Annotated in this window: 23 protein-coding genes; 13 read left to right on the forward strand and 10 right to left on the reverse strand. The window is 62.9% G+C overall.

Annotated features, from left to right (window positions below; genetic code table 11):
* Positions 1-159: 159 nt before the first annotated feature.
* Both rpsR and rpsF read right to left on the reverse strand, forming a co-directional pair.
* On the reverse strand, positions 160-408 hold the full coding sequence (gene rpsR, locus NKI54_RS14585) for a 30S ribosomal protein S18 (protein ID WP_006203718.1): 249 nt from the start codon (positions 406-408) through the stop codon (positions 160-162).
* Positions 408-908: a 30S ribosomal protein S6 gene (gene rpsF, locus NKI54_RS14590; RefSeq protein ID WP_292663863.1), complete on the reverse strand. Its 501-nt coding sequence runs from the start codon at positions 906-908 to the stop codon at positions 408-410. The genes rpsR and rpsF overlap by 1 nt, the downstream gene beginning before the upstream one ends.
* 455 nt (positions 909-1,363) lie before the next feature.
* Here rpsF and NKI54_RS14595 point away from each other — a divergent pair, with 455 nt between their 5' ends.
* A complete protein-coding gene (locus NKI54_RS14595; protein ID WP_352625006.1) occupies positions 1,364-2,908 on the forward strand; it encodes a pilus assembly protein TadG-related protein in 1,545 nt (514 codons plus the stop codon).
* 31 nt (positions 2,909-2,939) lie between these two features.
* Here NKI54_RS14595 and NKI54_RS14600 read toward each other — a convergent pair whose 3' ends face one another.
* Positions 2,940-4,865 (reverse strand): LTA synthase family protein, encoded by a 1,926-nt coding sequence (locus NKI54_RS14600; protein ID WP_023677707.1) that lies wholly within the window; start codon positions 4,863-4,865, stop codon positions 2,940-2,942.
* A gap of 247 nt (positions 4,866-5,112) precedes the next feature.
* On the opposite strand from NKI54_RS14600, the gene fabD reads away from it, so the two are divergent.
* From fabD to gmk, 7 genes are all read left to right on the forward strand, one after another.
* On the forward strand, positions 5,113-6,078 hold the full coding sequence (gene fabD, locus NKI54_RS14605; protein ID WP_352638426.1) for an ACP S-malonyltransferase: 966 nt from the start codon (positions 5,113-5,115) through the stop codon (positions 6,076-6,078).
* A gap of 60 nt (positions 6,079-6,138) precedes the next feature.
* Positions 6,139-6,876, forward strand: coding sequence for a 3-oxoacyl-[acyl-carrier-protein] reductase (gene fabG / locus NKI54_RS14610; protein WP_352453223.1), 738 nt, complete (start codon positions 6,139-6,141; stop codon positions 6,874-6,876).
* A gap of 187 nt (positions 6,877-7,063) precedes the next feature.
* Positions 7,064-7,300 (forward strand): acyl carrier protein, encoded by a 237-nt coding sequence (locus NKI54_RS14615; RefSeq protein ID WP_127851501.1) that lies wholly within the window; start codon positions 7,064-7,066, stop codon positions 7,298-7,300.
* 34 nt (positions 7,301-7,334) lie between these two features.
* Positions 7,335-8,597 carry a beta-ketoacyl-ACP synthase II gene (gene fabF, locus NKI54_RS14620; protein ID WP_352467164.1) on the forward strand — a complete coding sequence of 421 codons (1,263 nt, stop codon included), beginning with the start codon at positions 7,335-7,337 and terminating at the stop codon, positions 8,595-8,597.
* A gap of 93 nt (positions 8,598-8,690) precedes the next feature.
* Entirely contained in the window at positions 8,691-9,911 is a 1,221-nt protein-coding gene (mltG, locus tag NKI54_RS14625) for an endolytic transglycosylase MltG (RefSeq protein ID WP_352638427.1), read from the forward strand.
* Positions 9,912-10,049: 138 nt separating this feature from the next.
* Entirely contained in the window at positions 10,050-10,940 is an 891-nt protein-coding gene (locus NKI54_RS14630) for a YicC/YloC family endoribonuclease (protein ID WP_352638428.1), read from the forward strand.
* Positions 10,941-10,973: 33 nt separating this feature from the next.
* Entirely contained in the window at positions 10,974-11,630 is a 657-nt protein-coding gene (gene gmk / locus NKI54_RS14635) for a guanylate kinase (protein WP_023677701.1), read from the forward strand.
* Here gmk and NKI54_RS14640 read toward each other — a convergent pair whose 3' ends face one another.
* The 7 genes from NKI54_RS14640 to lptF all read right to left on the reverse strand — a co-directional run bounded on the left by NKI54_RS14640 (position 11,631) and on the right by lptF (position 19,683).
* The gene (locus NKI54_RS14640; RefSeq protein WP_023677700.1) at positions 11,631-11,924 is read right to left on the reverse strand and encodes a DUF1330 domain-containing protein; all 294 of its coding nucleotides are present in this window, start codon (positions 11,922-11,924) and stop codon (positions 11,631-11,633) included.
* A gap of 75 nt (positions 11,925-11,999) precedes the next feature.
* The gene (gene rsmA / locus NKI54_RS14645) at positions 12,000-12,839 is read right to left on the reverse strand and encodes a 16S rRNA (adenine(1518)-N(6)/adenine(1519)-N(6))-dimethyltransferase RsmA (RefSeq protein ID WP_023677699.1); all 840 of its coding nucleotides are present in this window, start codon (positions 12,837-12,839) and stop codon (positions 12,000-12,002) included.
* 67 nt (positions 12,840-12,906) lie between these two features.
* Positions 12,907-13,926 (reverse strand): 4-hydroxythreonine-4-phosphate dehydrogenase PdxA, encoded by a 1,020-nt coding sequence (gene pdxA, locus NKI54_RS14650; RefSeq protein WP_352638429.1) that lies wholly within the window; start codon positions 13,924-13,926, stop codon positions 12,907-12,909.
* A 12-nt stretch (positions 13,927-13,938) separates the two neighbouring features.
* Entirely contained in the window at positions 13,939-14,865 is a 927-nt protein-coding gene (locus NKI54_RS14655) for a peptidylprolyl isomerase (protein ID WP_352579243.1), read from the reverse strand.
* Positions 14,866-14,981: 116 nt separating this feature from the next.
* A complete protein-coding gene (locus NKI54_RS14660; RefSeq protein WP_352638430.1) occupies positions 14,982-17,399 on the reverse strand; it encodes an LPS-assembly protein LptD in 2,418 nt (805 codons plus the stop codon).
* Positions 17,399-18,484 carry an LPS export ABC transporter permease LptG gene (gene lptG, locus NKI54_RS14665; protein WP_023677695.1) on the reverse strand — a complete coding sequence of 362 codons (1,086 nt, stop codon included), beginning with the start codon at positions 18,482-18,484 and terminating at the stop codon, positions 17,399-17,401. The genes NKI54_RS14660 and lptG overlap by 1 nt, the downstream gene beginning before the upstream one ends.
* Positions 18,481-19,683 carry an LPS export ABC transporter permease LptF gene (lptF, locus tag NKI54_RS14670; RefSeq protein WP_352569685.1) on the reverse strand — a complete coding sequence of 401 codons (1,203 nt, stop codon included), beginning with the start codon at positions 19,681-19,683 and terminating at the stop codon, positions 18,481-18,483. The genes lptG and lptF overlap by 4 nt, the downstream gene beginning before the upstream one ends.
* A 354-nt stretch (positions 19,684-20,037) precedes the next feature.
* Here lptF and NKI54_RS14675 point away from each other — a divergent pair, with 354 nt between their 5' ends.
* From NKI54_RS14675 to NKI54_RS14695, 5 genes are all read left to right on the forward strand, one after another.
* The gene (locus tag NKI54_RS14675) at positions 20,038-21,204 is read left to right on the forward strand and encodes a flavin-containing monooxygenase (protein WP_352569686.1); all 1,167 of its coding nucleotides are present in this window, start codon (positions 20,038-20,040) and stop codon (positions 21,202-21,204) included.
* A gap of 79 nt (positions 21,205-21,283) precedes the next feature.
* A complete protein-coding gene (locus NKI54_RS14680) occupies positions 21,284-21,661 on the forward strand; it encodes a VOC family protein (RefSeq protein WP_023677692.1) in 378 nt (125 codons plus the stop codon).
* Between the two features lie 49 nt (positions 21,662-21,710).
* The gene (locus NKI54_RS14685; protein ID WP_352638431.1) at positions 21,711-23,207 is read left to right on the forward strand and encodes a leucyl aminopeptidase; all 1,497 of its coding nucleotides are present in this window, start codon (positions 21,711-21,713) and stop codon (positions 23,205-23,207) included.
* Between the two features lie 38 nt (positions 23,208-23,245).
* On the forward strand, positions 23,246-23,695 hold the full coding sequence (locus NKI54_RS14690) for a DNA polymerase III subunit chi (protein WP_023677690.1): 450 nt from the start codon (positions 23,246-23,248) through the stop codon (positions 23,693-23,695).
* A gap of 91 nt (positions 23,696-23,786) precedes the next feature.
* Positions 23,787-24,713 carry an aminoglycoside phosphotransferase family protein gene (locus NKI54_RS14695; RefSeq protein WP_352691799.1) on the forward strand — a complete coding sequence of 309 codons (927 nt, stop codon included), beginning with the start codon at positions 23,787-23,789 and terminating at the stop codon, positions 24,711-24,713.
* Positions 24,714-24,719 lie beyond the last annotated feature (6 nt).

Raw genomic sequence — 24,719 nt, forward strand, 5'->3', positions numbered from 1 at the left:
ACAGGTCAGGAAGCTGGGGCGTCGTCGCCTGTGTCGCTGTCCTGCCTGTCGCGGCAGTTAGGATCTCTTGTCGAAATCCAACCCGGGATTTGGTGTTCGATCCGGCTACGCCCGTCGTGGCCGGTGAAAAAGCGGGCGGCGAACCGCCCGCCTGAAGTGTTAGCGGACCACGTAGGGCAGCAGGCCGAGGAAGCGGGCGCGCTTGATCGCCTTGGCGAGTTCGCGCTGCTTCTTCTGGCTGACGGCGGTGATACGCGATGGCACGATCTTGCCGCGCTCGGAGATGTAGCGCTGCAGAAGCCGCACGTCCTTGTAGTCGATCTTCGGCGCGTTGGCGCCGGAGAACGGGCAAGTCTTGCGGCGACGGTGGAAGGGGCGCCGGGTTGGGATCTGGTTGATGTCGACCATTATTCTGCGGCTCCTTCAAAGCCTTCGCGCGGACGGCGCGGGCCACGATCGGCACCGCCATCGCCGAAGCTGCGCGGCGGACGATCACCACGGTCACCGCGATCGCGGTCGCCGAATGAGCGCGGGCCACGATCGCCACGGTCGCGATCGCCGAAGCCGCCGCGTTCCGAGCGCTCTTCGCGCTTCTGCATCATTGCCGACGGACCCTCCTCATGCGCATCGACCTTGATGGTCAGGAAACGCAGTACGTCCTCGGACAGGCCCATCTGGCGCTCCATTTCATTGAGCGCGGCCGGCGGGCAGGTGATGTCCATGAGTGTATAATATGCCTTCCGGTTCTTGTTGACCCGGTAGGTGAGGGACTTCAGTCCCCAGTTCTCGACCCGGCCGACGGACCCGCCATTCGCGGTGATGACGCCCTTGTACTGTTCGACAAGCGCATCGACCTGCTGCTGCGAGAGGTCCTGCCGGGCAAGAAACACATGTTCGTATAGAGCCATAGTGTTCGTGCCTTTCTTCGTTTCTCTCCCGGTTCCCGGCGGCAAAAGCCTCTGCAACTTCTCTGACCCGCAATCCTTGCGAAGGCGGGGAAGAAAGGAGCATGACGAGACGGTCGAGAGCGGAGACACGGGAGGCGGAAGCGCTTCTGGCTTCACACGAAGGTTTCGAAAAACCTCCGGCCCTCCGTTCAGCCCCCAGCAAGGACCGGCAGATTGCGGGCGTCTATACAGGAATTTGACCGCAAAGCAAGGCCAAACGACAGGGCAAACGGCCCTACCGTCCCAGAGCGCCACGGGCCTCGATGGCAAGGCTTACGGATTTCCTGAAACCGGACCTTAACCACCATGCGAAGTTCCAGCACCGGCGGGCGTGGCGGCAACCCGTCGTTCATCATGCCGATGCAAAAGCAAACAGTCTGCGCGAGGTCGGCAGCAAGGCGGTTTTGGGGACAAAAATGCTTTTCGACAAATTCTGCCGTTCGAAGAGCGGCAACTTTGCCCTGATGCTGGCGTTCGGGCTGCCTGCGGTTCTGACCGCCGTCGCCTTTGCTGTGGACGTGTCCACCTTGATGAGGGCCAAGGTCAGCTTGCAGAACGCGCTCGATGCCGCGAACCTTGCATCATCGCATCTCGGCGACATCGAGGCTTCGCGCAAGGACGTCTTCGACCGCTACTTCCAGACCAATGTCGCCGGCCACAGCGAGTTGAGGAACGCCGAAGCGACGCTTACCGTGGAAAGGGGCCTCAATTACATCCAGACAAAGGCTGTCGCCATGGCGGACGTCAATTTGAACTTCGCCTTCCTGTTCGGCAACGACAAGCGCATCACCGTCGATGCCGGCGCCGTCGAATCGACCAATCAGCTCGAAGTCGTGCTAGTGCTCGACAATACCGGGTCGATGGCCAGCAACGATCGCATCGGCGCATTGCGGACGGCGGCGACGGCCCTGATCGATATGCTCGAAGCGGCGAAGTCGCCGACGCGCAGCGTACGTGTCGCGGTGGTGCCGTTCGTCACCGCCGTCAACGTCAAGGGTGAGGACTACGATCCGGCCTGGATCGACATGGCCGGCAAATCGCCGAACAATGGCGCCAATTTCCCCTTGGTCGGCGGCAAGCGCGTCAACCATATGGACCTGTTCAAGCAATTGGGCGTCGAATGGAGAGGCTGCGTCGAAGCGCGGCCCGGAACCAACAATGTTTCCGACATTTCGCCCGACCAAAACAAACCGGACACCCTGTTCGTACCCTATTTCGCGCCGGACGATCCAGGTAACGCTAAAAATCCAACCAGCTCCTACGGCAATTCAGCGACCGGCTACAACAATTCCTATCTCGACGATACCGTTGTCACCGTGCTTCCCGGCCTCACCAGCGACATGGCGAAGTACAGTGTTTCGACGATGAAGCTGATCAACGACAAGAGAGGCCCACTGACTATCGGCCCAAACCGGGCCTGTCCGACGCCGATAGTGCCGCTGACCGATGATTTCGACAAATTGCGGAAGGCCGTCGGTGAGATGATCGAATGGAACGGCTCGGGGACCAATGTTTCGGAAGGCTTGTCATGGGGGATGCGGGTGCTCTCGCCGGAACCGCCTTACAGCGACGGCGCGCCGTTCAGGGCGTCAGGCACGACCAAAACGGTGCTGCTGCTCACCGACGGCGAGAATGTTGTCTATGGCGCGAAGGATACGCCACAGAAGTCGGACTATGGCTCCTACGGATTCCTGGCCTCGGGTCGGTTTGGATCCAGCGACCAGACCGCGGCTGCGCGCAATGTCGACGATTGGACAACCAATGTATGCAACACATTGAAGAAGCAGGACGTGCAGATATTCACAGTGCTGCTGCAGGCCGACACCGCAGCCAACCGCAAGCTTTACGAGGCCTGCGCATCGTCGCCGTCGGATTATTACCCGACCAACGACGTCAGTCAGCTCGAAAGCGTCTTCCTGAAAATCGGAAGCTCGATTTCGCAGCTGCACTTGACGAACTGAACGACGTCGGCCGCTCTCCCGCCGCCGCTGCTCAACTCGTGTGTGCAGCCACTTTGCCTGTGGTTTCGGGGAAGAAATCGGGCGCCGCATGGCGCTTGCCGAACATCATGTCGTATTGCAGCAGACGGAAGTCGCGGATTGCCGGATCGATCTCTTTCTGACGCGACCAATCGGGGGTGGCGTCGCCCCCCGGTGCCAAAAGCAAATTGCGGTCGATAACGCGGTAGCGCTCTCGCAACTGTCCGAGGAAGCCGGTGTAATAGGGATGGCTGATGCCGGCTGTCTTCAGGATATGGTAGGGCAGGAAGGACGGGCTGACGGCGCCCAGATCCTCGGCCGGGCCGCTGCGATTCGACCAGACGATCAGCGGCGTCTGGTGGTGCAGCAGCATCTGGTCGGCCGCCTCCTTGCGCGGCGCAACATTGTCCTTCAGGAAGCCGGTCTCGACGTAGACCGGCCCAAGCGGCGGCAGATGGTCGCCGAAGAACGCGATGACGGTCGGCCGCTCGCGTTTCTTCGCCCATTCGATCAGCCGCTCGAGGCCGCGGTCCGCGTCGGAAGAGCCTTCGGCATAGCTCAACAGCGATTCACGCGCCCATTGGCTGATCGGCGCCTGCACCTTGTGGGTCGGATTGTTATAGCGATACGGCTCATACGGCCCGTGGTTCTGCAGGCTGACGGCGAAAAAGAAGACCGGCTCGGCGCTGGTATCGGCTTCGTGGATAATCTCGTCGGTCATCGCAGCGTCCGACGCGAGCGGTCCGCGCTTCTGCATGGGCGGCAACGTCTCCTCGGACTTGAAGTCGTTGAAGCCGAAATCGGCATAGACGGCCCCCCGGTTCCAGAACCAGTTAGTGCCGGGATGGATAGCGCGCGCCCGGTAGCCTTGACTTTTCAGGAAGGTCGCCAGCGAGGGAGTCGGTGTCCGCACATATTGCTGGTAGGGAATGCTGCCCGCCGGCAGGAAGGCGTTGGAAAAGCCGGTCAGGGCCTCGAACTCGATGTTGGCCGTCATGCCGCCGAACTCGGGCGAGAACATGTAACCCGTGCGCAGTGCCCGCACATTGGGGATAGGGTCGGGCGTGATGGTGACGCCGGGTAGCTTGGTCGGATCCCAGAAGGATTCGCTCATGACGACGATGATGTCGGGCTTCTCGGCGGGTACCGAAGCCGTCACCTGCGGTTTGCCGATCGCTTCGATCGCCTTGCCGGAATAGCCGGGCGGCGCCGAGACATGCGCCATCGGGACGTTCAGCGCGAAGGCGAGCGCAAAACCGTTCGAGGCATAGTTTTCCTTCTGGTCCCACATGATCGGGATGATCTGCAGCCGGTCGCGTGTCCACGAGAAAGTGGCATAGTCCATGATGGAGACGAAGAAGGCGATCAGCGGCACCGTCAGCGTCAGCCGGGCAAGGCGGCCCTTGTGGCTGAGTGCCGGAACGCGGCGGCGCCATAGCCGCCAGCCATAGACGAGCAGCGACAGCCCGCCGACGATGCCGATCGCCAGGGCAATGGCGGTTCCCGGGCGATCGCGTACCAGAAGCGGCATCAATGCCACGATCTGCCGGGAATAGAGGAAATCGGTCGGATAGAGCGGATCGCCGAGATACAGCGACTTCTGGTGGCCGACGAACGCCAGCGACAATGTCAGCGGCGCGACGATCATCAGGCTCTGGTGACTGCGGCCGAGCACGGCGTCGAGGCCGATGAGGATCAGCGCAAAAATGATGATCGTGGTCCAGCCGGGTTTGAAAGGCTGCAGAAAGAAATCAATGGTGCCGGCAAAGTTGCCGCGCACGATCAGTTCGATGGCAAACACAAGGATGGCCGCAGCCAGCAAGCTGATAAGGCCATAGCGGATGACAGGCCATTTGCGCGCCGGCAGATAGCCGGTCGACGGATCGCCTTCAAGAAACTGGGGCGCCGCCTCGGCTGCGCTCTGCTTGGTCTTTGCCACTTCAATAGTTCCCCGGCCCGCAACAAAAGCGTCACTCGATTGTCATCGAACTGTCACGCAAAGCTTAGCGCCTGCGGCGGAAATAAGAAGAGCCAGCAAACAAATCGTGAGCGGTTTTCATCATGAGTGATCGCCAAAAAGCCTGCCGAAACAGGCACTCGGCCGATATTACGCGATCAAGGTTGGACTTGACTTGGCCGCACGCCTTGCGTCACAGGCAACGTGAACCAGCAGCTGGGAGCCGCCGATGGCCATCGCATTCACCTTTCCGGGGCAGGGCAGCCAGGCTGTCGGCATGGGCAAGGACCTCGCCGATACCTTTGTGGAATCGCGGCGGATCTTCGAGGAAGTTGACGACGCGCTCGGCGAAAACCTATCGAAGCTGATCTGGGAAGGCCCGGAAGAGACGCTGACGCTGACCGCCAACGCCCAGCCGGCGCTGATGGCGGTGTCGCTTGCCGCAATCCGGGCGCTGGAGGCGCGCGGCTTCTCCCTGAACGGCAAGGTCACCTATGTCGCCGGCCACTCGCTCGGCGAATATTCGGCACTTGCGGCCGCAGGTTTCGTTTCGGTCGCCGACGCCGCCCGGCTGTTGCGCATCCGCGGCAACGCCATGCAGGCGGCTGTGCCGGCCGGCGAGGGCGCCATGGCGGCGATCATCGGGCTGGAACAGGCCGACGTCGAAGCCGCTTGCGCAGAGGCCGCCCAGGGCGCCGCCAAAGATCCCGCACAAGCCTTGGTTTGCCAGATCGCCAATGACAATGGCGGCGGCCAGCTGGTGATCTCCGGCGCCAGGCCAGTGGTCGAACTGGCGGCGAGGCTATGCACGGAGAAGGGCGCCAAGCGGGCGCTGATGCTGCAGGTCTCGGCGCCCTTCCATTCGGCATTGATGAAGCCTGCGGCCGAGATCATGCGGGAGGCGCTGGCCGCCGTGACGAAGAGTGCGCCGGTCGTGCCGCTGGTCTCCAATGTTACGGTGACCCCGACGAGCGATCCCGACGAGATCGCCCGCCGACTCGTCGAACAGGTGATCGGGCGCGTGCGCTGGCGCGAAACGGTGGAGTGGTTCGGCAGCAACGGCGTTGCGACGCTTTACGAAGTGGGCGCCGGCAAGGTGCTGTCGGGGCTGGCCCGCCGCATCAACCGCGATATTGCCACCACTGCCATCGGATCCGCGGCGGATGTCGAGGCGGCGCTGGCGGCGCTTGCATAATCAACTGGCGATTTGACCCCGCTCCATGCGAAGGGTGTTCGCTCAGATCAGGAGGCAAGAATGTTCGAATTGACCGGCCGCAAGGCGCTCGTCACCGGCGCATCGGGAGGTATCGGCGAGGCGATCGCCCGCGTGCTGCACGGCCAGGGCGCCATCGTCGGCCTGCATGGCACACGTATCGAGAAACTGGAGGCGCTGGCCGCCGAACTGGGCGACCGGGTCAAGCTTTTCCCGGCCAATCTTTCCAACCGCGACGACGTCAAGGCGCTCGGCCAGAAGGCGGAGGCCGACCTCGAAGGCGTCGACATCCTCGTCAACAATGCCGGCATCACCAAGGACGGGTTGTTCGTACGCATGGCTGACGCCGACTGGGATAGCGTGCTCGAGGTCAACCTGACCGCCGTGTTCCGGCTGACCCGCGAGCTTACCCATCCGATGATGCGGCGCCGCCATGGCCGCATCATCAACATCACTTCAGTGGTTGGCGTCACCGGCAATCCCGGCCAGACCAACTACTGCGCCTCCAAAGCCGGTATGATCGGCTTTTCCAAATCGCTGGCGCAGGAGATCGCCACCCGCAATATCACCGTCAACTGCGTCGCCCCGGGCTTCATCGAATCGGCGATGACCGCCAAGCTCAACGACAAGCAGAAAGAGGCGATCATGGCGGCGATCCCGACCCGGCGCATGGGCACGGGCGCCGAAGTCGCCTCTGCCGTCGCCTACCTAGCTTCTAACGAGGCGGCCTACGTCACCGGCCAGACCATTCATGTGAATGGCGGCATGGCAATGATCTAACACTTGGGAAAACGCTTCATTCCGTCTTGGATGCACGGGATTTTTCGTGTAATGCCGCCCGCAACCCGGCGGTTCGGGCAAAAACCGGTCCTGTTCCGCTGCGTTTCCGGCAGGACCATCTTTCAGCTTGATTAGCGGCATTCTGCCCGCTAACGAAGACAGACAACCAAAAGACGAGGATGCCCAAATGAGTGACACCGCAGAGCGCGTCAAGAAGATCGTCATCGAGCACCTTGGCGTCGATGCCGAGAAGGTGACGGAGCAGGCGAGCTTCATCGATGATCTGGGCGCGGACAGCCTCGACACGGTCGAACTTGTCATGGCGTTCGAAGAAGAGTTCGGTGTCGAAATCCCGGACGACGCCGCCGAGACCATCCTGACTGTTGGCGATGCGGTGAAATACATCGACAAGGCCTCCGCCTGACGCTATTTGCAGTCATCACCGGGGAGGACCTGCGATGAGGCGTGTCGTCGTCACGGGCCTTGGGCTGCTTTCGCCGTTCGGCATGGGCTTCGAGCACAGCTGGAAGGAGCTTCTGACCGGCCGCAGCGCAGCCAAGCGCATCACCGAATTCGAGGTGGAAGACCTTGCCTGCAAGGTCGCCCACGTCATTCCGCGCGGTGACGGCTCCAATGCCACTTTCAATCCTGAAGCCGTTCTCGAGCCGAAGGAACTGCGCAAGATCGGCGACTTCATCCTGTACGGGATCGCGGCCGCCGACGAGGCACTCAAGGATTCCGGCTGGCAGCCGAAGACGCATGAGGAACAGTGCGCCACCGGCGTGCTGATCGGTTCGGGCATCGGCGGCATCGAAGGCATCGCCGAGAATGCGATGATCCTCAAGGAACGCGGTCCGCGCCGCATCAGCCCATTCTTCATCCCTGGCCAGATCATCAACCTCGTCTCCGGTCAGGTCTCGATCCGGCATGGGCTGAAAGGCCCCAACCATGCCGTCGTCACCGCTTGCTCGACCGGTGCGCACGCCATCGGCGATGCCGCCCGGCTGATCATCTGGGGCGATGCCGACGTTATGGTCGCAGGCGGCGCCGAAGCGCCGGTGACGAGACTGTCGATCGCCGGGTTCGCCGCTTGCCGCGCGCTCTCCACCGAGCGCAACGACGCGCCACAAACGGCCTCACGCCCCTATGATCGCGATCGCGACGGCTTCGTCATGGGCGAGGGCGCCGGTGTTGTCGTGCTCGAGGAACTCGAACACGCCAAGGCCCGCGGCGCCAAGATCTATGCCGAGGTCACCGGCTACGGTCTGACCGGTGACGCCTATCACATCACCGCGCCTGCCGAAGACGGCGACGGCGCTTTCCGTTGCATGACCGCGGCGCTGAACCGGGCGAAGCTGACGCCGGCCGATGTCGACTACATCAACGCGCACGGCACCTCGACCATGGCCGATACGATCGAACTCGGCGCCGTCGAGCGGCTGGTCGGCAACGCCGCCTCGAAGATATCGATGTCGTCGACCAAATCGTCGATTGGCCACCTGCTGGGCGCGGCTGGTGCTGCCGAGGCGATCTTTTCGATCCTCGCCATTCGCGACAACATTGCGCCGCCGACCATCAATCTTGACAATCCGGAGCGCGAAACGGCGATCGACCTGGTGCCGCACAAGCCGCGGGCCCGGCAGATCGACGTGGCGCTGTCCAACTCCTTCGGCTTCGGTGGCACCAACGCCTCGCTCGTCTTCCAGCGCTACAATGGCTGACCGCTCTGCCGGTTTCCGTCTGCCGTCAATTTTGCCATATTCGCCCCTACTCTGCCCGAGGGGATTCGTCGCAAGATCAAATGGTAGGGCGCTATGAACACAAATCCGGCCGATAACGGGGAATTCGGGCAACGGGCAGCAACGCCCGGCCCGATCGTGCCGAAGACGGCCAGTGAGGCGTTGCGGCCCGAGGCCGGCACGCCGCCGCCGAAGCGCTCGCGTGCCTCGCGCAGCCAGTTCGTCGTGTTCATGAACTTCGTCATCTCTTCGGTGATGCTGATGGTGCTGGCGGCAGGCGTTGCGCTGTATTTCGGCAAGCAGGAGTTCAACGAGCCCGGCCCGTCGGCCAATGGCGACACTTTCCTGGTCAAGCCGAATAGCGGCGTCCAGGAGATCGCCGACCAGCTTGAGCGGCGAGGGCTGATCAGCGACGCCCGCATTTTCCGCCTTGGCGTGCGCGCCTTCGGCAATGATTCCGCCCTGAAGGCCGGCGAATACGAGATCAAGCCGCAGGCGTCGATGCACGATATCATGGAACTGCTGAAGAGCGGCAAGTCGGTGATGTATTCGCTGACTATCCCCGAGGGGCTGACGGTCGCGCAGGCGCTGCAACGGATTGCCGAGCAGGACGCGCTGACCGGCGATATGCCGTCGACCACTCCACCTGAGGGCAGCCTCGCCACCGACACGCTGCGTTTCACCCGCGGCGCAACACGCCAGCAGATGGTCGACAAGCTTCTGGCCGACCAGACGAAGCTGGTCGACGAGGTCTGGCAGCGCCGAGCGCCGGATTTGCCGATCGCCAACGTTGAGGATTTTGTCACCCTGGCCTCTATCGTCGAGAAGGAGACCGGCAAGGGCGATGAGCGCTCGCGCGTAGCCGCCGTCTTCCTCAACCGGCTGGCCAAGGGTATGCGGCTGCAGTCGGACCCGACCATCATCTACGGCCTGTTCGGCGGCAAGGGCAAACCCATCGACCGCCCGATCTATCAGTCGGACATCCAGAAGCCGACGCCCTACAACACCTATCTGATCAACGGCTTACCGCCGACGCCGATCGCCAATCCCGGCCGTGCGGCGCTGGAGGCAGTCGCCAATCCGTCGAAGACCAGCGATCTCTACTTCGTCGCCGACGGCAGCGGCGGGCACGTCTTTGCCTCGACGCTCGATGAGCATAACGAGAATGTCGCTCGCTACCGCGCACTGCTGAAAAAACAGGCCCAGGACGCCGCCAAGGCCGGAGCAACCAATACCGGAGCCGACACGCCGGCGGGAGCCATCGTTGACGATGCGGGCGCCACCGCCGCCCAGTAGGGCCGGACGCCATCAGGTTGGCCCTGTGCATGTCCGGGTGGATGTGCAAGGGCTGCTATGGCATTGAAATTCACATGATCCTGTCCGGAGAAAATCGCTCCGGCTTGAGGGGCATTCGGCAAAGGGACGCACGGCTACATGAACTTGCAGAGCATGACCGGTTTTGCGCGCAGTGTCGCCGAACACGACGGCACTTCGATTGCCTGGGAAGCCAAGTCCGTCAACGGCAAAAGCGTCGAGGTCAGGCTGCGGCTGCCGCAAGGTTTCGACCGGCTGGAGCCGGCCGTCCGGCAGACGGTGCAAAAGCGTTTTGCGCGCGGCAATTTCCAGATGACGCTGACCATTGGCCGCGCCGCCGGCGCTCAAGCGCAACCCGTGGTCAACGAGGCTTTCCTGAAGGATCTGGCGGAGTTGGCCAAGCGGCTGCAGGAGCAGTTCGGAGTAGCCCCTGCGGCGGCCGACGGGCTGCTTGCGCTGCGCGGCGTCCTCGACATTCCCGAAACCATCGAAACCGAAGAGGCGCGCAGTGCGCTCGATACCGCAATACTGTCGGCGCTGGAAGCAGCACTGAACGGGCTGCAGCAGGCGCGCCAGGGCGAAGGTGCGGCACTTCGTTCCCTGCTGTCCGGCCATATCGATGCCATCGAGGCGCTGACGCTGCGGGCCGAGGCCGATCCATCACGCGAACCGGCCACGATCCGCGAAAGGCTCGCCGAGCAGATCCGCCTGTTGATGGACGCGTCTGCCAACCTGGACGCCAGCCGGCTGCATATGGAAGCGGCGTTCCTGGCCACCAAGGCCGACATACGCGAGGAAATCGACCGGCTGAAGACACACGTGGCGTCGGGGCGGGCACTGCTCGCCGGCGGTGGCGCCATCGGCCGCAAGCTCGATTTCCTGGCACAGGAATTCAACCGCGAATCGAATACGCTGTGTTCCAAGTCGAATGCTGCCGCGGTCACCGCCATCGGGCTGGAACTGAAGGCGGTCGTCGACCAGTTTCGCGAACAGGTCCAGAATCTGGAATGATCCCGATGCCAAGCCACATGACTGCCAAGCCCCATGACCGCTAGGGATGTGGGTTCCCGCATTCGGCGCCGCGGGCTGATGCTGGTCTTGTCGTCGCCGTCAGGCGCCGGCAAGTCGACGATTGCGCGCAATCTGCTGGAGAGCGATTCCAGCCTGGAATTGTCGGTCTCGGTCACCACGCGGCCACGCCGCGGCAGCGAGATCGAGGGCGTCCATTACCACTTCCGTACCATGCGCGAGTTCGAGCGGCTGCGCGATTCCGATGCGCTGCTCGAATGGGCGGAGGTGCACGGCAATTGCTACGCGACGCCGCGCGAGCCGGCTGAACAGGCGCTGGCCGAAGGCCGCGACATGCTGTTCGACATCGACTGGCAAGGCGCTCAGCAACTCAAGGAGAAGATGCGCGCCGACATCGTCTCGATATTCATCCTGCCGCCATCGATGAAGGAATTGAAGGCGCGGCTGAAGCGTCGCGCCGAGGACCAGGAAGCGGTGATCGAGACGCGGCTCAAGAACGCCCGCAACGAGATCGAGCACTGGAAGGAATATGATTTCGTCATAGTCAACGACGATCTCGACCGCGCTTTCGCCGAGGTGCGGGGCATCGTCACGGCCGAACGGCTCAGACGCGATCGCCGGCCGGGCCTCTTCGATTTCGTCTCGGGGCTGCTCGACGAAAAGACGGATTGATCAAGGCGCTGTCCCCGCGACCAGGATCAGATTGCGGCTGAGCGCGGCGTCGCGCAGTTCCAATGCCGCGGCATATTCGGCGGAGCGGTACCAACGCCGCGCCGTGTCCATGTCGGGGAATTCCACGATGATCAGCGGCCCGGGAGACCAGTCGCCTTCCAACCTTTCCACCTCGCCGCCGCGTACCAGATAGCGCCCGCCATGCTGGGCGATGGAGGCAGCCGCGCTGGCGCGATAGGCTTCGATAGCCTCTGCGTCACGGATCGTGACGTCGGAAATGACATAGGCGGCCACTGTTTGTCTCCGGGCAGGGTTTGTCCGGCTATCTATGCCATGAGAGCGGAAATTCCACGCGGACGCTTCCCGGCATCACACCGCGTTGGTCAGGCGAACGAATTCCTCGACGCTGAGCGTCTCCGCACGCCTGGTCGGATCGATGCCGGCGCGGGTGAGCAGTGCCTCGCCGCCGAGGCTTTTCACGCTCTGCCGCAGCATTTTCCGGCGCTGGCCGAATGCCGCTTCGGTGACGCGGCTGAGCCGTTTCACCTCTGCCGGCAAGGGGTTGGCACGCGGCACAAGATGCACCACCGAGGACGTCACCTTGGGTGGCGGCGTGAACGCCTGCGGCGGTACGTCGAAGGCAATCCTCGCCTCCGTCCGCCAGCCGGCCAGCACGCCGAGCCGACCATAGGCCTCGCTGCCGGGGCTGGCTGCAATGCGTTCGGCGACCTCGCGCTGGAACATCAGCGTCATCGATGTGTAGAACGGCGGCCACTCGGTGACGGTCAGCCAGCGGATCAGCAATTCGGTGCCGATATTGTAGGGCAGGTTGGCAACGATTTTCGCCGACCCGCCGCTTCCCGGCACTCCTTTTGCAAGCGCTGCAAAATCAGCTTTCAGCGCATCGCCGGCTACGATCTCGAGCCGACCCGGATAGTGGTTCGCGATCTCGGCCAAGGCCGCCAGGCAGCGCTCGTCGCGCTCGATCGCGACGACCCGCCGGGCGCCGTTGAGGAGCAGGGCACGAGTCAGCCCGCCCGGACCGGGACCGACCTCGATAACCGTAACGTCGCTCAGGTCGCCGGCGGTTCGCGCAATCTTGCTTGTCAGGTTAAGGTCGAGCAGAAAATTCTGGCCCAGCGCCTTTTTCGCCTGCAGCCCATGGCGCTCGATCACCTCGCGCAGTGGCGGCAGGCCGTCTATGCTCATCGGGCTGGGCTCATCAGGCGGGCTCATCGGGTTAAGGCCATCGAATTTGGCTGATTGGGCTCAGGGCCTACGGCCTTTTCCCGGTATCGGCAAGAACGCGAGCGAGTTTCAGCGCTGCAATCAGGCTGCCGGCACGGGCGATGCCCTTGCCGGCGATGTCGAAGGCGGTGCCGTGGTCGGGCGAGGTGCGGACGAAGGGCAGGCCGAGCGTGACGTTGACCGCCTCGTCAAACGCCAGCGCCTTGGCCGGGATCAGCGCCTGGTCGTGATACATACAGAGCGCCACGTCGTAGCCGGCGCGGGCGCGAGCATGAAACAGCGTGTCGGCCGGCAATGGCCCGAAGGCGTCGATCCCCTCCTGCCTCAGCCGGTCGACTGCCGGGCGCACGATCCGCTCGTCTTCGGTGCCCATGGTGCCGCCTTCGCCGGCATGCGGGTTGAGGCCGGCAATGGCGAGCCGCGGCTTGGCAATTCCGAAGCGGTTCGCAAGGTCGGCGGCGGTGATGCGGCCGGTGGCGACGATAAGGTCCGTCGTCAGCGCTTTCGGCACCTCGGCCAGCGCGATGTGGATGGTGACCGGCACGGTGCGCAGGTCCGGTCCGGCAAGCAGCATCACAGGCGTCACTTGGGTGCCGGTGTGAAGCGATGCCAGATGCGCCAGATATTCGGTGTGGCCGGGAAAGCGAAAGCCGGCGTCGTAGAGCGGCTTCTTGGCGATGGGGCAGGTGACGACCGCGGCAGCGCGGCCGGCCAGGCAGTCGGCAACGGCGCGGTCGATCGCCTCGATGATGCCGGCGGCGTTGGCTGGATCCGGGCGGCCGGGACTGTCGACGAAACGGGCAGCAAGCGCCACCACCGGCAGCGCGCGCGAAAACACCCCCGGCGCTAACGCCGGCGTCGTCTCGGCAATCGCGATATCGGTGCCGAGCCTGTGCGCCCGCGCGGCAATCAGTGCCGGATCGGCAAGGAGATAAAAAGACGGAACGCCAGCGCTATCGCGGGCCTGCCAAGCAGCGATGGCGATGTCCGGCCCCACGCCGGACGGATCGCCGACGCTCAACGCCAGCGGAAGCTCTGCGTCAGGCACGGCGCTTCGACTTCAGCGCTCGATTATGCGGGCTTTCTTCCGCAACTCCTCGACATATTTCTTCGAGAGTTCGTCGGCGTTCTTGTCGTTCGAACCTTCACTCTGGAACACCATCTGCGCGGCTTTGTCGTCTGACACTTCGCGCGACGAGCAGATGCCGATGAATTCGACACCGCGGTCGGTTTCGCGCGTCGTGGTGGCGCCGCCGACCTTTGTAGCCTTTATCTGCTCGGCCCAGTCCGCCGGCAATTGCGGCGCCAACACCCGGCCGAGATCGCGAACGGTGACATCGATCAGGCCCTTGGCGAATTCGCGGGTGGTGTTGCAGCCGTTGAAGCGGGCGCGCATGGCATCGGCTTCGCGTTTGCGCTTGGCCAGCGTCGCGCTGCGCTCGGCCGCCGGCACCACGAAGATGACCTGCTGCAGCATGTACTCAGTGGCGCTCGGTTTGCTGCCGCCTTTTTCGAGCATGCGCTTGACGAGGTCCTGCTCGCTCATTGCGCCGCCACCGTCTCCGGAACGGGAACGCGCGGTCAGCGCCTGGTTCCAGGCCATCTGCGCCCGGATAAACTCCTTGAAATGCTCCTTGGTGACGCCGGATTGCGCCATCGCGCCGTCAAGCTGCTTGAGCGGCATCTTGTTGCTGGTGGCGAAACGCTGATAAGCGGCATCGACCTGCGCGTCGCTGATGCGGATGCCGAGCCGCCGGGCTTCGGCCAGGCGCAGCGTCTGGTCGATCATTTCCTGGCCGGCATCGCCCTTTCTGTGCTGCAGGCGCAGGAAAGCGGCCCGATGCTGGATGTCGCCGGTGGTTATCGGTATATTGTTGACGACGTATTTGATCTCGGTGGCGAAAACTGGCCGCGTCACCGCGGTGGTCGAGAACGCCACCAGCAGCGCGAACCCTGCCGAAAAGAGGTATTTCCTCATCGAAAGCATCCCAATTCCATCCCGATTCGGCCCACCCTATCCAGTTCAGGCCGTCAAAATTCGTGCCTGCTCTATGCGGCGAAACAATGTCGTCCGCCAGGCGCCCCGTTGCCGACCGCTGCCCGTTATTGAATGGTGTCGATGGAGCGTTGCGACGAGCCGAAATCGCCGAGCGTGCGGAACGACAGGTTGAAGCCGACGTTCTGCGATACTTCCTTGGTGTTCAGGTCACGTCTTTCCGAAAACGTCATCAAATAGGTAAAGCACGAATCACTATAGGCAAAGCCGACCCCGTCCTTGACCAGAACGCTCTGCTCCAGATCATACGTGCCGGTGCCAAAGACGCGCCAATTCTCGGCAAGATGCGTCGAGGCGCCGAGCGTAACCTCATGGCGATCGGTCGAGAAGCCATAGAGCGGCTGCGCCTGGATGAAGGCGTATTTGGCGCTCAGCGATACCGGCAGGCCTGAAAAGGCGGCCTTTACCTCAGCGCGGCGGATCTCGAAGCTTTGCTCGTCGAAACGGCCGCTGACCGAGCCGGAAAACCCGCTGGGGCTGTTGAAGCCGACAAGGCCGACATAGTCGGAGGTTGCAGTTTCAAGACCTGAATAGGCGCCGACATTGACCAGGTCCGGCGTGCCGAACGAGTTCTGGCCGCCCAGCTGGTAGGATTGGCCGAACACCGCATTGGTGCCCCAGCCATTGTCATATGCGCCGGAATAGCGCAGCCCGACATTGGCGCGTGTGCCGCCTTCCATGCGGTCATAGCCCGAGAATTTGTCGCGCTCGAACAGCGTCGTGGCGTCGAAGACGAAGCTCTGAGCGTCCTCGTTGGGGACCGCCAGCCCGCCGACATATTGCTCGTTCGGACGCATGAATACCTGCGCCATCGGTTCGAAGACATGGCTGGAACTGGTCATCGAAAACAGCACCGGCCAGCGCATCTCAAGGCCGGCGGTCGCCATGTAGCGGGCAAGCGATGAACGCATATCGTCCTCGACGCCGAGATTGGTCGCCATCTGGTTGACGGCGTCGAGCGAGGCCGAGGAGGCGTTGACGTAGCCGGCGTCGCCGCGCAGCGCCAGGAGCGGTGTCAGCAGCAGCCCGCCATCGGTGGTGAAGGTGCGCTTCCATTCGGCTTCCGCGGTAAGGCGGCCGGATTGACCGTCGATGCCGCGGACGTTGTTGACGGACGAAGGGATGCCCGAATTTGCAAGAGCCGTATCGAGCCTGTCGCGGTCAATAACCCGCGCGTTGACGTCGAACGACAGCTGCCCGCCGGCCACCGGCATGTCGGGGATATAGGCGTAGTCGAGCGAGGGCAGCACCCAGGGCTGCTTGGCGGCGCGTGCAGTCGGATCGCTGGCGAGCGTGTCTTCCTGAACCTCGAAGTGCATGGCGCGCACATCGAAGTAATTGCGATCGTTGAGCCCCGTCAGGTACACCTCGGAGCGGTGCACGCTATCGTTGAAGCCATCGATGTCGTAGGTGCGCGCGAAATTCTTGTCGCTCTGCAGCAGGATGTCCCAGCCGAAGTCCCAGCGCGGGTTGATGGCGAACTGGCCCTGGGTGCCCATCATGCCGCGGAACCTGTTCGGGTCGCCTTCGGTACCCGAATTCACGTTGTGGCCATTGTCGTCGATGAATGCGTCGGGATTCTCCTGCCGGATGCCCGCAATCTTCAGGCTGTACTGACCGTTGTTGAAGCGCTGCCTCCACTCGGCCTCACCGAGGAAACCTTGCTTGGTATAGCCGCTGCCAGTGACAGTGAGATCGTAGGTCGGCGAGAGCGCGAAATAATAGGGGACTTTAACACCGACGCCGAGATCGCTCTTGTAGGCGACGCCGGGGATCAGGAAGCCGCTCTTGCGCTTGACCGTTGGGTCGGCGATCTCGAAAGCCGGCAGATAGGCCAGCGGAAAGCCGAAGAACTCGAAATTCGAGTTCTCGAAGCGAACCGTCTTCTTCTCGCCGTTCCAGATGATCTTCCTGGCCTTGATACGCCAGGTCGGCGCTTTGTCGGGCTTGTCCTCGCACGGCTCGCAGGCGGTGTAGACGCCATTGTGGAACGTCGTCAGCACGCCGCCCATGCGCTCCGCACTTTCGGCGGCGAAATACGCCTTGTCTATGGTCTCGACCCGCAGCGCGTTGACGAAGCCGTCGGCGAAATCGTCAGTGATGTCGGCATGCTGCGAATAGATTTTGGTGCCGTCGCTATTGACGAGTTCGACATTGCCGCTGGCGACGAGGCGTTTGGTGTTGCGGTTGTATTCGACCCGCTGGGCGACCAGACGGTTGCCGCCATAGTCGATCTGGACGCCGCCGACGGCCGTCACCGTCTGCTTGTCGTTGTCGTAGACCAGCGTATCGGCTGCCAGCAGCATCTGCGTGCCGCTCGGAACCTTCGTTGCCAGCTCACTGACGTTCTGGGCAAAAGCCGGAGCAACCGGGGCGACGCTGGCAAGCAGGCACGCCAAGGCGCTCGCCGCAGAGAGGCGTGCCAAACCGGCGTGCCTATGGCTGCGCAAAACCGCCTCCCTCACTAGCCGTCTTCCTTGTATAGCAGGAATGTCACCCCGAAGAACATAGCCACGACAACCGGGACCCAAGCCGCTACGGCCGTGGGTACGAATCCCGCTACGCCGAATGCCTTGACCAGCACCGAAACGACATAAAGCAGAAAGCCGGCCACGATGCCACCCAGAATCATCGTTGCCGACTGCCCCATCCTCGCAAATCGCATTGATACCGTTGCCGCAATCAGCGTCATCGCGACAAGCAGGAAGGGCAGCGCAATCAGGGAATTGAACTGCATGGCGAAGGCGTTTGCCTTGAGGCCGAAGGAGCGGGCCACTTCGATCTTGCCGGGCAGATCGTAGAAGGGAATGGTCTCAGGGCGCGCCAACCGCTCTTGCACGAATTCCGGCTTGAGATTGGTCGGCAGCCGATCGCTGGGTAACGACTGGATGGTACCGTCCCGGAACACCTTGACGTCCTGCAATTCCCAGTAGCCGTCCCGCAAAAAGGCGCGCGCCGCATCCTTGCGCTCGATGATGTCGCCTTGCGGGCTGAAGCTGAAGAAGACCGCGTCGGCCATCTCCAGGCCTTGATTGAGAATGGCGCGCGCGCCGATGATGGTGTCGCCGGCGTTGGTTTTCTGCCTGATCCAGGGCGCAGCATCGGCCGAGACGCTGTTCGACTTGCCCGAACGGAGCTGGGTCTCGATCTCCTCGGACCAGGAATAGGCGTGCGCGGCTACCGGATTGATGACGCCGACCGACAAGGCTCCAAACAGCAGCGCCCCGATGCAGCACGGCAGCAGGAATTGCCATGCGGAAACCCCGGCGGAACGGGCAATGACCAATTCATATTTGCGGTTGAGCGACACCAACGTCGCCATCGCCGAGAACAGGCCGACGAACGGCACCGTCTGCAGCATGATCATCGGCATCCTGAGCCCCGAAATGGCGAACGCAGTTGCGTAGGTGAAGCCCGGCACACCGGTCGTGCGGCCGGAAAGCTCGGTGAAATCGATCAGGAACACCAGCGCCAAGAGGCCGATGAAGAACCAGATGGTGATCGTCACATAGCGAAAGAAGAAGTACCGACCCAGAGTCCAGCCCATCAGCCGGCCCCCTGTCCGGATGCGCCACGCCTGGCAAAACGGAGCTTGATGGCGCTCCAGCCGTCACTGAAGCGGCCGGCAAGATTGGTTATCCAATCGGCCCAGGCAACCGGCAGTTCCATGGTCCGGTTGGACACGATGAACCAGATGGCGATCGCCGATGCCACGATCGGGACGCCGTAGACCATATAGGCATATTGCGGCACCTTGTCGGCCTTGCCGGCGGCAAAGAACCCGAGCCAGCGCACGAACAGCGCGATCGCGATTGCCGTGATCAGCGGGTGCACACGCGCCTCGCGATGCGAGCGCGCATCTCCGGCAACGGCGAGCGCGATCAGCGCGAAGACGAGCGAATAGGACCACTCGGAAAAACGCTGGTTGAGCTCGGCCAGGTACCTGTTCGGCTTTTGCTGGTACATCTTGTCGTTCGGACTGGGATTGAGCAGATACTGGGTCGTCCGGTCCTTCGGCAAAAGCAGGATGTCAGATGATGCCGACATGAAAGCGGACAAGTCGAAGGCGTAGGAGGTGAACCGGATCACCGAGAGGTCGCCGGTCATGGTTTTGCGATGGATGACGCCGTCATTCATCATCAGCACCTTCTCGTCGCCGCGTTCGATGATGCTGCCGGTCTTGGCGTAGTAGATGAGATTGACGCCTTCTTCGCGCGAATCGGCGACGAAGATGCCGCCGAGGCGATTGTCGGGAAGCCGTTCCCCAACCTGCAGGAACAGGCCGTCGTCGATCTTGCGGAAGGTGCCTTCCTGGATGATCAACGACAACAGATCGGCACGCGACGACGCAATCAATTCGCGGTTCTTCTGGCGTGCGTAAGGGTCGACGCCATTGTCGACCGCGAACGAAAAAACGCTGGCTGCGAGTGCCAGAAGCATGATCGGCCTGACGATTGTCCATCGTGAAGCGCCGGCGGCATTGATGACGGCCAGCTCCGAATCCGAATTCATCACGCTGAGGATCTGGGCGACCGCGACCACCAGGGCGAACGGCACGACGATCGGAACGATCGTCGGGATGATCAGCGCTGCGACTTCGAAGAAGGTGAGGGCCGACTGACCGCTATCGGTGACGAGGTCGATGCGGGCGAGCACCTGAGTCGTCCAGACGATCGCCAGCGTCCAGACGAGCGCCAGCGCGAATACCGCGAAAGCACGGCGCATGATGTAACGTTCAACGACCTTCATGAAGGCTTTTCTCGGCGATTTCGAACGGCATCATGCCTTGGAACAAGGTAGTCGTCCGGCGCCGGCTGCACAACTGGCTCAGTTTGGCGGTTCGATCTGGGTTCTGTCCCGGATCGCAAAATCCGCTGGGCCGGAGTGTCGGCGGCAATGGATAAGAAAGAGCGAACATTGTTGGTTAACAACAGGTTGCGGCGGGAAGCGGGGCCGTGCCGCGACGAATCGTGGATGGTTCGATATCGCATATGGGAGCGATTTCGGCCAAAGTCTTGTCAAATGCGGCAAAACGACCAAATGTCGCGCCGGTCGCGACCGCCGCGACATGATAAGACGGGTCAGGATCTGTCGAGCCCCAGCATGGAAGCGGAAAAATTGCGCGATCAAACCGGTCGGGAAACCGTCTTTGACGGCGCGATCGTGGTCGGCGCCGGCGCGGCCGGCCTTGCCGCCGCCCACGCCTTGATGAAGGCCGGCGTACCGACGCTCGTCCTGGAAAAGGAGAGCCGGCTTGCCGAACCCTGGCATCGGCGGCACCAGCGGCTGCACCTCAATACGCATCGCGATCTCTCGACGCTGCCCGGCGTCGGCTATCCCGCAGGCACCCCGGCTTTTCCGCATAAATCGGCCGTCATTCGCCATCTGAACGATTTCAGCCAGGCGCATGGTCTGCCGGTCGCATTCGGCGTTGCCGTTGAAGAGATCACGTTCGACGGCGATCACTGGACCGTGCGGACGAACTCCGGACGTCGTCTGGCGCGCCATGTCGTCGTCGCCACCGGGCGCGACCGGCAGCCGTTTATTCCCGCGTGGAAAGGCATGAAGGATTTTGCAGGCCGGATTATCCATTCGGCCGATTTTGGCGAGGCGAAGGACTACGTCGGCAAAAAGGTGCTGGTCGTCGGAGCCGGCAATTCGGGGTTCGATGCACTCAATCATCTTGCGAATGCAGATGCCCAAAGCATCTGGCTGTCGGCCCGCAACGGCCCGTCGCTGCTGCCGAAACGCATCGGCAAGGTCGCCGTCCACAGGCTTTCACCGTTGATGGCGAGCTTGCCGGTGCGGTTGGCCGATGCGGTGATGGCGACAACCCAGCGCCTGGTTTTCGGCGACCTGACGAAATTTGGGCTTCCGCCGGCTCCCATAGGCGGTGCGAGCCGTCTGAGCGCCGACTACACCGCGATCGCAGCCGATGACGGCGCGGTTCGCGCCATAAAGGCAGGCACGATCGTGGTGGTGCCACTATTGCGGGAATTTACCCAAGACGGCATCGTGTTGAATGACGGCAGGTTGATCACGCCCGATATCGTCATTGCGGCGACCGGCTATCGCACCGGTCTGGAGCAGATGGTCGGCAAGCTCGGCGTTCTCGACGGCAAGGGCGTTCCGCTTTTCAACGGCGGCGATGCCGATCCGAAATTGCCCGGTCTGTGGTTTACCGGCATGCGGCCGAGCATTCGCGGTTGTTTCGCCAACGCCCGCATTCAGGCCAGGGCGATAGCGGCGCGGATTGTCAAGCAGCGATAATGAGCCGGACTATGCCGACTGTTCCGCCCGCAATAGACACGCCTTGTTGAAACGTGCTCGAACCGAAAGGTCAATAGTCATGACGCCAGTCAGCATTCGCTACATGGTCGATGATGTCGCCGCCTCGATCGACTTCTACTGTGGACATCTGGGCTTCGCTGTTGAACAGGACGCCCGACCGGCGTTTGCTTCCGTCACACGCGGCGCTTTACGGCTCCTTCTAAGCGGACCCGGCAGTTCGGGTGCACGGGCGATGCCGGATGGCCGGCAGCCGGTGCCGGGAGGTTGGAATCGCATCCTGTTGGTGGTGCCGGACCTGAAAGAAGAGGTTGCGCGCCTCAAGAGTGCTGGACTTGTCTTTCGCAACGATATCATAACGGGCGTCGGCGGTTCCCAGACGCTGCTCGAAGACCCATCGGGCAATGTCATCGAGCTGTTTCAACCCGCCGCTCACTGACGAACGTTTCTCGCAATAATCCAACTCACTTCCCCGAAAGCAGGACATGATGAATTCGAGACCCTCGATCGCCTTTGCCAAATTCGCCGCGCCCAAAAAAGGCAGCGTTTTCGTTCTGGTGGCCGACGAGGGCGGCCTCAGCGATGCCGCCAGGGCTTGCGATCCGGCAAAGACCCTCGAGCGGGCTTTTCCGGTCGCCGACTTCACCGGCAAATTCGCCAGCCTGGTCGAAGTGCTGGCACCGGAAGGGACATCGCTCGAGCGGCTGGTGGCTGTCGGTGCCGGCAAGGGCTCCAATCTCGATGATTACGCCTGGCTGAAGCTCGGCGGCACGATTGCCGCGTCCTTTCGCAAGGCAACCGAAGTGGCCGTCGTGCTCGATCTTCCCGGTGCGGCCGTCAGCGGCAGGCAAGCCGTTCAGCTTGCAGCGGGCATCCTGCTGCGCAGCTATTCCTTCGACAAGTACAAGACCAAAAAGAACAATGGTGACGACAAGCGCGAGCCAAAAAAGCCTGTCAAGGTGACTATTCACACCGCCGATCCGGCAGCTGCAAAGAAGGCCTTCGCCGATGAAGCGGCGGTGATCGACGGCGTCTTGCTGGCGCGCGATTTGGTCAATGAACCGGCCAATGTTTTGGGACCGGTGGAATTCGCCGCCCGCATCGCCGAACTGGAGGCGCTCGGCGTCACGGTCGAGATCCTGGCCGAGAAGGAAATGAAGAAGCTCGGCATGGGTTCGCTGCTGGGCGTAGCGCAGGGTTCGCCGCGTGGCGCCCGCATCGCGGTCATGCGGTGGGACGGCGGCAAGGCCAAGGAAAGCCCGGTCGCCTTTGTCGGCAAGGGCGTCACCTTCGACACCGGCGGCAATTCGATCAAGCCGGCGTCGGGCATGGAGGACATGAAGGGCGACATGGGCGGCGCTGCTGCCGTCGCCGGGCTGATGCACGCGCTGGCCGCGCGCAAAGCGAAGGTCAATGTCGTCGGCATTGTCGGGCTGGTTGAAAACGCCGTCGACGGCCACGCTCAGCGACCGGGCGACATTGTCACCTCCATGTCGGGCCAGACTATCGAAGTGCTCAATACCGACGCCGAGGGCCGCCTGGTGCTGGCCGATGCGCTCTGGTACTGCAACGACCGCTTCCAGCCGAAATTCATGATCAATCTGGCGACGCTGACCGGCGCCATCATGGTCGCGCTCGGCCAGTATTATGCCGGCCTGTTCTCCAACAATGACGAGTTGGCGGACCGGCTGACGGCGGCCGGACAGGCGACGCAGGAGCGGGTGTGGCGCATGCCGCTCGGCGCCGAATACGACAAGCTGATCGATTCCAAGAATGCTGACATGAAGAACATCGGCGGCCGCCATGGCGGCGCCATCATCGCCGCGCAGTTCCTGCAGCGCTTCGTCAAGGACACGCCCTGGGCGCATCTCGACATCGCCGGCACCGCGATGGGCGCGCCTTCCAACGAGATCAACCAGTCATGGGCTTCCGGCTTCGGCGTCAGGCTGCTCGACCGGCTGGTGCGCGATCATTACGAGCAATGAGCGGCTGGGGCGGGACTCCGACAATGTAGACTGAACGCATGGCCGAGATTCTGTTTTATCACCTGACCGAATCGACGCTGGAGGATGCGCTGCCCGGCCTCCTGGAGCGCAGTGTCGATCGCGGTTGGCGCGCCGTGGTGCAGACCGGCACCGAGGAACGGCGCGACGCGCTGGACCAGCATCTGTGGACTTTCCGGGACGATTCGTTCCTGGCCCACGCGACGGATCGCGAAGCCCATCCCGCCGAGCAGCCGGTGGTTCTGACCGTCGGCCCCGACAATCCGAACCAGGCGCAGATACGCTTCCTGGTCGATGGGGCGGTGCCGCCGGAGCTTGGCGGCTACCAGCGCGCCGTGTTCCTGTTCGACGGCCACGATGCAGCCCAGCTAGAGGCGGCACGCACGCATTGGAAGACAATGAAGGAGGCCGGCCACACCGTGACCTACTGGCAGCAAACGCCTGACCGGCGCTGGGAACGCAAGGCTTAGAGAATTTGCCGGCAAGGGAATCACTGGCGCCGCAAGAGTGCGATGACAAAAAGATGGACCGCCGGCTATTCAGAAGACCGGAGCAAGCTCGATGCCGCCCGATGAACGAACGCCAGGCATGCCGATAGATGCCGCACTTGTTCGCCGGCTGATTGCCGCGCAGTTCCCCAAATGGGCGGACCTGCCGGTAGAGACGGTCGAGCCTGGCGGCTGGGACAACCGCACGTACCGGCTGGGCGACAGCATGTCGGTGCGGCTGCCGAGCGCTGCCGCCTATGTCGCCCAGGTCGAGAAGGAGCATCGCTGGCTGCCCCGCCTGGCGCCTCACCTGCCTCTGCCGATACCCGTGCCGCTGGCCAAAGGCGCGCCCGGGGAAGGCTATCCATGGCCTTGGTCCGTCTATCGCTGGCTTGGCGGCAGACCGGCGGCTGGTGGACTGATTGCCGATCTTACCGAGTTCGCCCGTTCGCTGGCCGGCTTTCTGGTTGCGCTCTACCGGATCGACGCTGCCGATGGGCCACCGGCAGGGCAGCATAATTTCCACCGCGGTGGCCGGCTTTCGGTCTACGACGCCGAGACCCGAGCCGCGCTCTCGGCGCTCGGCGGCCGCATCGACAAGGCCGCCGCCGAGGCCGTGTGGGCGACGGCCCCTTCCTCGCGAGGCCACGGGCCGCCGGTCTGGGTCCATGGCGACGTCGCCTCGGGCAATCTGCTCGTCGAAGATGGCAAGCTCTACGCGGTCGTCGATTTCGGTAGTTCGGCTATCGGCGATCCTGCCTGTGATCTGGTGATCGCGTGGACGGAATTTTACGGCGAGAGCCGTCAGGCGTTCCGCGACGCCATTGCCCTTGACGAGCACAGCTGGGCGCGCGCACGGGGCTGGGCGTTGTGGAAGGCGCTGATCGTCGCTTCGGGACATGACGGCAACCAGCGCGAGGCGGAAAAATCGTGGCGGGTCATCGATGAGGTGCTGGCGGATCACACAAACAGTCGAAGCGGGAAGGCTAATTCAGTCTGAACGCGT

Source organism: Mesorhizobium sp. M0663, assembly GCF_040320585.1.
GTDB lineage: Bacteria > Pseudomonadota > Alphaproteobacteria > Rhizobiales > Rhizobiaceae > Mesorhizobium.

Coding starts and splice junctions, on each gene's coding strand:
- NKI54_RS14595 (WP_352625006.1), top strand. CDS start 1,364: ATGCTTTTCGACAAATTCTGCCGTTCGAAGAGCGGCAACTTTGCCCTG.
- fabF (WP_352467164.1), top strand. CDS start 7,335: ATGAGGCGTGTCGTCGTCACGGGCCTTGGGCTGCTTTCGCCGTTCGGC.
- NKI54_RS14685 (WP_352638431.1), top strand. CDS start 21,711: ATGAATTCGAGACCCTCGATCGCCTTTGCCAAATTCGCCGCGCCCAAA.
- NKI54_RS14680 (WP_023677692.1), top strand. CDS start 21,284: ATGACGCCAGTCAGCATTCGCTACATGGTCGATGATGTCGCCGCCTCG.
- NKI54_RS14675 (WP_352569686.1), top strand. CDS start 20,038: ATGGAAGCGGAAAAATTGCGCGATCAAACCGGTCGGGAAACCGTCTTT.
- mltG (WP_352638427.1), top strand. CDS start 8,691: ATGAACACAAATCCGGCCGATAACGGGGAATTCGGGCAACGGGCAGCA.
- rpsF (WP_292663863.1), bottom strand. CDS start 908: ATGGCTCTATACGAACATGTGTTTCTTGCCCGGCAGGACCTCTCGCAG.
- NKI54_RS14690 (WP_023677690.1), top strand. CDS start 23,246: ATGGCCGAGATTCTGTTTTATCACCTGACCGAATCGACGCTGGAGGAT.
- NKI54_RS14695 (WP_352691799.1), top strand. CDS start 23,787: ATGCCGCCCGATGAACGAACGCCAGGCATGCCGATAGATGCCGCACTT.
- NKI54_RS14655 (WP_352579243.1), bottom strand. CDS start 14,865: ATGCTTTCGATGAGGAAATACCTCTTTTCGGCAGGGTTCGCGCTGCTG.
- fabD (WP_352638426.1), top strand. CDS start 5,113: ATGGCCATCGCATTCACCTTTCCGGGGCAGGGCAGCCAGGCTGTCGGC.
- gmk (WP_023677701.1), top strand. CDS start 10,974: ATGACCGCTAGGGATGTGGGTTCCCGCATTCGGCGCCGCGGGCTGATG.
- fabG (WP_352453223.1), top strand. CDS start 6,139: ATGTTCGAATTGACCGGCCGCAAGGCGCTCGTCACCGGCGCATCGGGA.
- rpsR (WP_006203718.1), bottom strand. CDS start 408: ATGGTCGACATCAACCAGATCCCAACCCGGCGCCCCTTCCACCGTCGC.
- NKI54_RS14615 (WP_127851501.1), top strand. CDS start 7,064: ATGAGTGACACCGCAGAGCGCGTCAAGAAGATCGTCATCGAGCACCTT.
- NKI54_RS14630 (WP_352638428.1), top strand. CDS start 10,050: ATGAACTTGCAGAGCATGACCGGTTTTGCGCGCAGTGTCGCCGAACAC.
- lptF (WP_352569685.1), bottom strand. CDS start 19,683: ATGAAGGTCGTTGAACGTTACATCATGCGCCGTGCTTTCGCGGTATTC.
- rsmA (WP_023677699.1), bottom strand. CDS start 12,839: ATGAGCATAGACGGCCTGCCGCCACTGCGCGAGGTGATCGAGCGCCAT.